Here is a 6,880-nt window from a genome sequence, read left to right as displayed (position 1 = left end):
GCGCATTGAACGCCTGCTTAACTCCAGACCGCGTGCATGCTTGGGCTTCAAGACCCCTGCTGAGGTACTCTCGGAACTGCGCAACCAATGTCGCGATTCGAACTAGAAATCAAGAAATTGGCCTCTAGCACCCGTGAAATCTGCGCGAGCAGCTTCCAATTTGATAGCAAATTAACCGGCTGCGCGCTTGGTCAGAATCTCGAATGCAGGCAGGGTTTTGCCTTCCAGCACTTCCAGGAACGCGCCGCCGCCAGTGCTGATGTAACCCACTTGTTTCTCGATGCCGTACTTGGCAATCGCCGCCAGGGTGTCGCCACCACCGGCGATGGAGAAGGCACTGGACTCGGCAATCGCCTGGGCGATCACCTTGGTGCCGTTCTCAAACGCGGCGAATTCGAACACACCCACAGGGCCGTTCCAGACGATGGTGCCGGCCTTCTTGAGCTGGTCGGCCAGCGCCTGGGCGGTTTGCGGGCCAATGTCCAGGATCAGGTCATCGTCGGCCACGTCGGTCGCCGCTTTCACGGTGGCCACGGCGTCGGCCGAGAAGGTCTTGGCGGTGACGACATCGGTGGGGATGGGTACGGCGGCGCCACGGGCCTTCATGGCTTCGATCACGGCCTTGGCCTGGTCCAGCAAGTCGGCTTCGGCCAGGCTCTTGCCGATCTTCAGGCCGGCGGCCAGCATGAAGGTGTTGGCAATGCCGCCGCCCACGATGAGCTGGTCCACGTTCTCGGCCAAGCTTTTCAGAATGGTCAGCTTGGTGGACACCTTGGAGCCCGCGACGATAGCGACCAGCGGACGCTTGGGCGCCAGCAGGGCTTTGCTGATGGCATCCATCTCAGCGGCCAACAGCGGGCCTGCGCAGGCGACGGGGGCAAACTGGGCGATGCCATACGTGGAGGCTTCGGCGCGGTGGGCGGTGCCAAAGGCGTCGTGCACAAAGATATCGCACAGCGCGGCCATTTTTTGGGCCAGCGCTTCGTCGTTCTTCTTCTCGCCCTTGTTGACGCGGCAGTTTTCCAGCAGCACCAGCTGGCCGGGTTTCACGTCTACGCCGTCGGTCCAGTTGGCAATCACGGGAATCTCGCGGCCCATGAGTTCGCCCATGCGCTTAGCCACCGGAGCCAGCGAGTCGGCAGGTTTGAATTCGCCTTCTGTGGGGCGGCCCAGGTGGCTGGTCACCATGACGGCGGCACCGGCGTCCAACGCCATCTGGATGGCGGGCACGCTGGCGCGCACGCGGGTGTCTTCGGTGATGTTGCACGCGTCGTCCTGCGGCACGTTCAGGTCGGCACGGATGAACACACGCTTGCCAGCAACTTTGCCTTGGGCAATCAGGTCAGAAAAACGGAGGACATTCATGGAGCAGCCTTGTTGAAAATTTGCCCGAATTGTAGGGGTGTGAGAGGCGGCTTTGGTACGTACCCGCGACAGCGAGGGGGCAAGCCTTTTGCTGCGTGTCCCCCGCGCCCTTTAGGCGCTCCTCCTTCACCTCCACAAAAGGCTTGCCCCCTCGCAGCCGCTGGCGAGATGGATGCCCGATGCGAAGAGGAGCGGTTGGCCCATGTGTTTTGCGCAGGTAAAGGAGGAGCCCGCGCAGCGGGCGGGGGACACGGAGCAAAGCACATAGGCCAACCACTCCGGCACCAGCAAACTACCTACAACCTACCAACCCAGGACGATGTGCAGCGGCAGGTAGACCGCCATGCCCGAAACAATGGTGCCCAGCACCGCCTGCCCGGCGCCGCGGCGCCACACAAAAAACGCCAGGCCTGCGGCCACGGCGTAGAGACGCGCGTCCTGCAGCGTGTGGATGGGCACGCCCTTGGTCATCACAATCTCAGGCACGATGACCGCGGAGAGTGCCGCAATGGGTGCGTACTGCAAGCCGCGCTGGGCCCAGGCGGGCAGCGACCAGTCCTTGTCGGTGATGAAGAAAAACGAACGTGCAATCACCGTGATGCAGGCCAACCCGAAGGTGGTCAGCAGGGTCCAGCCATCGGTAGTGCCCACAAAGAAACTGTCCCAGTTCATGCGGGGTCCTTGGGTGGATGGTGCGGTGGGTGCGAGGTGTCGGGACGCTTGTCCAGCAACAGGCAGACTGTCACCGCCACGGCAATCGCCACCAGGATGTTGAGCTTGAGCGGCAGCGCAAATGCCGCCACGCCCGCAGCGCCTGCGACCCCGGCCGACACCCAGCGCAGCCGGCTGGTGGCCAGCGAGGCCATCATGCCCACCAGCGCCAGAATGCCCGCAAAACCCAAACCCCACGACGTGGGCACAAAGTTGGCCAGCACCACGCCCAGCACGCTGCTGACAGTCCAGCTGAACCAGTTGATACCGCCGTTGCCGGCCAGGTACGCCATTTGCGCAGTGCGGCCCGCGTCATCGGTGGCCGGGTGCTGGAACTGTTTGACGAACAGTACATAAGTGAGGTCGGCCGACAGATAGCCCGTGACCAGGCGCTGCCAGCGCGGCAGGTGCATGAGGTAGGGACGCATGTGGGCACTGAACACCACGAAGCGCAGGTTCACGCAAAAGCCGGTCACCAGAATCACCCACATGGGCGCCCCGGCAATCAGCAGCGGCACCGCCGCCAACTGCGAGCTGCCAGCAAACACGGTGAGCGCCATGAACAGCGCTTCGACCGTGCTCATGCCGGACTTGACCATGGCCACGCCCGTCATCAGGCCCCAGGCGGCAATGCCGGGCGACACGCCCAGCATGTCGTTGAAGCCGCGGCGGAACTCGGGGTGGGTGTAGTTGCTGCGCAGGAAGAACATCAGGACGCCTCAGGCGCAGCAGGCAGCTCAAACCGCTGGCCCACCTGCAGCGGGCTACCGCGCAGAAACTCTGCGGCGGGCAGGCGCTTGCCACCAGGGCGCTGCAGCTCGGTCAAGATTGCTATTGAATTCATAGCTGCTACCGCAATACCCTCGGGGGCCATGGCCACTATTTGCCCAAAATCTGCTGCTGCGCTACCGCCTTCGCCCACATAGGCACCCCACACCTTGATGACTTCGCCATTCAGCACCGTGCTGGCACCGGGGAATGGGTTGAAGGCACGCACGCGGCGGACGATGGCGGCGGCGTCCAGGCGCCAATCAATCGGCGCCTCGTGCTTTTCGATCTTGTGCGCGTAGGTCACGCCCGCTTCGGGCTGCTTCACGGGTTGCAAAGCACTCTGGGCAGCCAGGTCCAGTGCCTGCACCACCATGGCAGCGCCCAGCTCGGCCACCTTGTCGTGCAACGTAGCGGTGGTGTCGGTGTCCAGAATGGGCAGCGCCTCTTTGAGCAGCATGTCGCCCGTGTCCAGCCCTACGTCCATCTGCATGATGGTGACGCCGGTTTCGGTATCGCCCACTTCAATGGCACGGTGGATGGGCGCGGCGCCACGCCAGCGTGGCAACAGGGAGCCGTGGATATTCAAACAGCCGAGCTTGCCGCCGACCGCCATATCATCCAGCACCCATTGCGGCAGGATGAGCCCGTAGGCAGCCACCACCATCACATCGGCCTGCGCGTCGGCAATGGCCTGGCGCGCGGCGGTGGCGTCTTCGGGATATTTGCCATCCAGACGCAGGCTACGCGGCTGGGCGACGGGAATGGCGTGTTCGAGTGCAAACTGCTTGACGGCGGAGGCCTGCAGCTTCATGCCTCGGCCTGCCGGGCGGTCGGGTTGGCTCAGCACCAGGGCGATGGTGTGGCCCGCGGCATACAGGCGCTCCAGCGCCACGCGGGCAAATTCCGGCGTACCGGCAAAGATGACGCGCAGGGGCCGCGCTGCCGGGCCAAGGGTCTGGGCCACTTAGCGCGATTCCTCGCGCTGGGCCTTGATCATCTTGGTTTTGATGCGGTTGCGCTTGAGCGGCGAGAGGTATTCCACAAACACCTTGCCCAGCAAATGGTCCATCTCGTGCTGCACACACACGGCCAGCAGGCCATCGGCCTCGATCACGCGGCTGTTGCCCTTCTCGTCCAGCGCCTTCACATGCACCGCGTCAAAGCGGGTTACGCCGTCGTAAATGCCGGGCACCGACAGGCAGCCCTCTTCATTCAGGTGGGTGGAGGGGCTGGTCCAGACCAGCTCGGGGTTGATCAGCACCATGGGCTGGTCGCGCTCTTCCGACACGTCGATGACGATCAGACGCTCGTGCACATTGATCTGCGTAGCGGCAAGACCAATGCCTTTGGCGTCGTACATGGTCTCCAGCATGTCGGTGGCGAGCTGCTGGATGCGGGCGTCCACAGCGGCGATGGGTTTGGCCACGGTGTGGAGTTTGGGGTCGGGGTAGCAAAGAATCGGGAGTAAAGCCATGGGAACTGCCTAAGAGATGTGGCTATTTTCGCCACTTTTACGATTGCTTGCACTACCGAGGGGCTAAAAACGTTGCCGAATCAAGGGCTTGAGCGCAAAATCGTGCGTAACTTATCAAGTTCATTCACCGATTCGCACCTTATGACGACACACCTGATGGCGAAATCCCGCGTGGCGCTTGCCGCTGTGGCCGTGCTGGCCGGCACCTTGGCAGCCCCCGGCACTTGGGCGCAGAACTTTCCGATCTCCGCGGCCCAGAAACAAACCGCCAACGAAGTCGCCCAAAAAGGCGTGCCGCTGAGCGAACTGGCCGCCAACGCCCCCGACAGCTACACCGTCAAAAGTGGCGACACCCTATGGGACATCTCCAAGCTCTTCCTCAAGGGCCCCTGGCGCTGGCCCGAGCTGTGGGGCATGAACCTCAACGACATCAAGAACCCCCACCGCATTTACCCCGGCCAAGTGCTGGTCCTAGAGCGTCTGGGCGACCGGGCTACTCTGCGCGTGGCTGGCACGGGTGGCGAAGGCGCTGTACCTGACACCATCCGCGTAACACCGCGCACCCGCTACGAAGCCCTGGCCGACTTGGCCCTGCCTGCCCTGAAAAGCCGGGTGATTGAGGCGTTTTTGGCCGAACCGCTGATCGTCGACGCAAACGAATTGCAATCGGCGCCCCGCATCGTGGCCACACAAGAAGAACGCGTGTTGCTCACCCGCGGTGATCGGGCCTATGCAAGAGGCTCCAACGGTGCACCGATGTTGGACGATCAGGCGAAACAACAAGTTTTCCGGCTTTTCCGCAATGCAACGCCGCTGAAGGACCCCGGAACTGGCGAAGTATTGGGCTACGAAGCGCAATACATCGGCAAAGCCCAGCTGACTCGCAGCGAAACCACTGGTGAGGTGCAAGGCGAAAAAGGACAACCCGAGAGCGCCGTAGTGCCTGCAACCATCGACATCATCTCGGCAAAAGAAGAAATCCGGGTGGGTGACCGCATGCTGCCCGAGCCTGCACGCGAACTGTCTACCTACACGCCCCATGCCCCTTCACAAACGGTGGAGGCACGCATTGTGTCGGTCTACGGCAGCGCAGTGATCAACGCGGGCCAGAGCCAGGTTGTGTCCATCAACCGCGGGACGCAAGACGGCATGGAGGCGGGCCATGTGCTGGCAATCCTCAAGGATGGTCAACGCATCATGGACAAAACTGACCCAGCCCGACCGCTGATGAAGCTGCCCAACGAACGCAACGGCCTGCTCATGGTGTTTCGCACCTTCGACCGCGTGTCTTACGCGTTGATTCTGGAAATCACCGACAGCGTGCGTGTGGGTGACCGGTTGGTCAATCCACGCTAAGTTCGGCGACCGAGCCACCAGCAGCGCCTTCGCACGTGGAGCGCGACGAACTCTCTGCATGGCTGCGTTTGCAGCTCACCCCTGGAGTGGGCAACAGCAGCGGCCGCAAGCTTCTGGCCCGCTTTGGGCTGCCCCAGCAGATTTTTGGACAAAGCGCAGCCGCGCTGGAAGCCTGCGTCAGCAGCAAACAGGCCGAAAACCTGCAGCAAGTGCCGCAGGGTCTGGCGGACCTGCTGCAAACCACGTGGGACTGGCTAGAACAAAACCCACAACAGCGCCATGTGTTAACACTGGGTGACCCCTGCTATCCGGCTGCCTTGCTGGACACGGAAGACCCGCCCCTGGTGCTGTACGCCATGGGCCATGCCCGCCACCTACAAGCTGGTTGGGCCCGGACTGCCCCAAGCAGCATCGCCGTGGTCGGCAGCCGCAACCCGACCGCCCAAGGTGTGGCCAATGCACGGCAATTCTCCCAAACCCTGGCCCAGGCGGGGCTGACCGTGGTGTCCGGACTCGCCCTGGGCATTGATGGCGCCGCCCACGAAGGTGCGCTGGACGGCGCCGCCCCAGACCAATTGGCCACGATTGCCGTGGTGGGCACCGGACTGGACCGGGTCTACCCCAAGGCGCATTTCCAGCTGGCCCACCGGATTGCCCAACAGGGCTTGCTGATCAGCGAATACCCTTTGGGCACCCCGCCGCTGTCCGAGAACTTTCCCAAACGCAATCGCATCATTTCCGGCCTGTCGCAGGCGACGCTGGTGGTCGAAGCAGCGTTGCAGTCGGGCTCGCTGATCACCGCCCGCCTGGCGGTCGAACAGGGCAAAGACGTGTTCGCCATTCCGGGCTCCATCCACGCCACCCAGGCGCGTGGCTGCCATGCATTGATCAAACAGGGCGCCAAGCTGGTAGAAAGTGCCCAGGACATTCTGGAAGAGTTTGCGCTCCCCACAGGCCTAGTGGGCGCTATGGATTCAGGAGCTGCTCACGCAGATACTGCGGCCTCCGAGGGACTTTCTGGCGTTGAACAGTCTTTGCTGACCGCACTGGCTTTTGAGCCCGCCGGATTGGATGCGCTGCAATCCCGCACCGGGCTGGACACGCCCACGCTGCAAGCCTTGCTGATGGGGCTGGAATTGCAGGGCCATGTGGCGCGCCTGCCGGGCAGCCTGTTCCAGCGTCTGGCCCGGGGCTAAACGCCGG

General features: G+C 63.0%; 7 protein-coding genes. 2 read left to right on the top strand and 5 right to left on the bottom strand.

Features of this window, described 5'->3' with window-relative positions:
- Positions 1 to 171 precede the first annotated feature (171 nt).
- The 5 genes from C5F53_RS19185 to def form a co-directional block, all read right to left on the bottom strand.
- On the bottom strand, positions 172 to 1,365 hold the full coding sequence (locus C5F53_RS19185; protein ID WP_105263006.1) for a phosphoglycerate kinase: 1,194 nt from the start codon (positions 1,363 to 1,365) through the stop codon (positions 172 to 174).
- Positions 1,366 to 1,668: 303 nt separating this feature from the next.
- The gene (locus C5F53_RS19180) at positions 1,669 to 2,037 is read right to left on the bottom strand and encodes an AzlD domain-containing protein (RefSeq protein ID WP_236635449.1); all 369 of its coding nucleotides are present in this window, start codon (positions 2,035 to 2,037) and stop codon (positions 1,669 to 1,671) included.
- Complete coding sequence (locus C5F53_RS19175; RefSeq protein ID WP_105263005.1) at positions 2,034 to 2,786, bottom strand: AzlC family ABC transporter permease; 753 nt, start codon at positions 2,784 to 2,786, stop codon at positions 2,034 to 2,036. The genes C5F53_RS19180 and C5F53_RS19175 overlap by 4 nt, the downstream gene beginning before the upstream one ends.
- Positions 2,786 to 3,778 carry a methionyl-tRNA formyltransferase gene (fmt, locus tag C5F53_RS19170; protein WP_105263019.1) on the bottom strand — a complete coding sequence of 331 codons (993 nt, stop codon included), beginning with the start codon at positions 3,776 to 3,778 and terminating at the stop codon, positions 2,786 to 2,788. Before fmt ends, C5F53_RS19175 begins: the two co-directional genes overlap by 1 nt.
- 33 nt (positions 3,779 to 3,811) lie before the next feature.
- Positions 3,812 to 4,321, bottom strand: coding sequence for a peptide deformylase (gene def, locus C5F53_RS19165; protein ID WP_105263004.1), 510 nt, complete (start codon positions 4,319 to 4,321; stop codon positions 3,812 to 3,814).
- A gap of 141 nt (positions 4,322 to 4,462) precedes the next feature.
- Between def and C5F53_RS19160 the strand changes: the two genes are divergently transcribed.
- Together C5F53_RS19160 and dprA are read left to right on the top strand one after the other, a co-directional pair.
- The gene (locus C5F53_RS19160) at positions 4,463 to 5,677 is read left to right on the top strand and encodes a LysM peptidoglycan-binding domain-containing protein (RefSeq protein WP_105263003.1); all 1,215 of its coding nucleotides are present in this window, start codon (positions 4,463 to 4,465) and stop codon (positions 5,675 to 5,677) included.
- A 35-nt stretch (positions 5,678 to 5,712) separates the two neighbouring features.
- Positions 5,713 to 6,873 (top strand): DNA-processing protein DprA, encoded by a 1,161-nt coding sequence (dprA, locus tag C5F53_RS19155; RefSeq protein WP_105263002.1) that lies wholly within the window; start codon positions 5,713 to 5,715, stop codon positions 6,871 to 6,873.
- The last annotated feature ends 7 nt before the right edge of the window (positions 6,874 to 6,880 follow it).

Source organism: Rhodoferax sp. TS-BS-61-7 (genome assembly GCF_002943465.1).
Taxonomy (GTDB): Bacteria; Pseudomonadota; Gammaproteobacteria; order Burkholderiales; family Burkholderiaceae_C; genus Allorhodoferax.
The sequence above is the reverse complement of the archived record's forward strand: the minus strand, read 5'-3'. Positions and strand labels throughout refer to the sequence as shown.

Bases quoted from the DNA above. Each gene is read 5' to 3' on its own strand.
- C5F53_RS19185 (WP_105263006.1), bottom strand. From the start codon at position 1,365: ATGAATGTCCTCCGTTTTTCTGACCTGATTGCCCAAGGCAAAGTTGCT.
- C5F53_RS19180 (WP_236635449.1), bottom strand. From the start codon at position 2,037: ATGAACTGGGACAGTTTCTTTGTGGGCACTACCGATGGCTGGACCCTG.
- C5F53_RS19175 (WP_105263005.1), bottom strand. From the start codon at position 2,786: ATGTTCTTCCTGCGCAGCAACTACACCCACCCCGAGTTCCGCCGCGGC.
- def (WP_105263004.1), bottom strand. From the start codon at position 4,321: ATGGCTTTACTCCCGATTCTTTGCTACCCCGACCCCAAACTCCACACC.
- C5F53_RS19160 (WP_105263003.1), top strand. From the start codon at position 4,463: ATGACGACACACCTGATGGCGAAATCCCGCGTGGCGCTTGCCGCTGTG.